This is a genomic window from Mycolicibacter arupensis, assembly GCF_002086515.1.
Taxonomy (GTDB): Bacteria; Actinomycetota; Actinomycetes; order Mycobacteriales; family Mycobacteriaceae; genus Mycobacterium; species Mycobacterium arupense.
Genome location: NZ_MVHH01000147.1, coordinates 1 through 227 on the forward strand (window position 1 = coordinate 1; position 227 = coordinate 227).

Annotated in this window: 1 pseudogene; it reads right to left on the reverse strand. The window is 64.8% G+C overall.

What is annotated here, in order from left to right:
- Positions 1 to 227: pseudogene (locus BST15_RS21095) on the reverse strand (IS21 family transposase); the annotation flags it as partial.

Below are 227 nucleotides of genomic sequence, written 5' to 3' on the forward strand. Positions count from 1 at the left end.
CGCCGTGTTAGCGACGGGGGCTTCCTTGAGCGACAAGTGGGTTTCGACGCTGGGTGGTGGTTCGGATGCTGTCAGCCGTGCCACGACATTGAGGATGTGTTCGGCGCTCAGGCTGCCGCTCTCCAGTACCAGCTCAACGGCTACCAGCACGGCATCGAGTCCGGCGACCGGTACGGCAGCCAGGACTTGCGCCATGATCAGGTCACCGCCGGCATGACGCCCCAGAC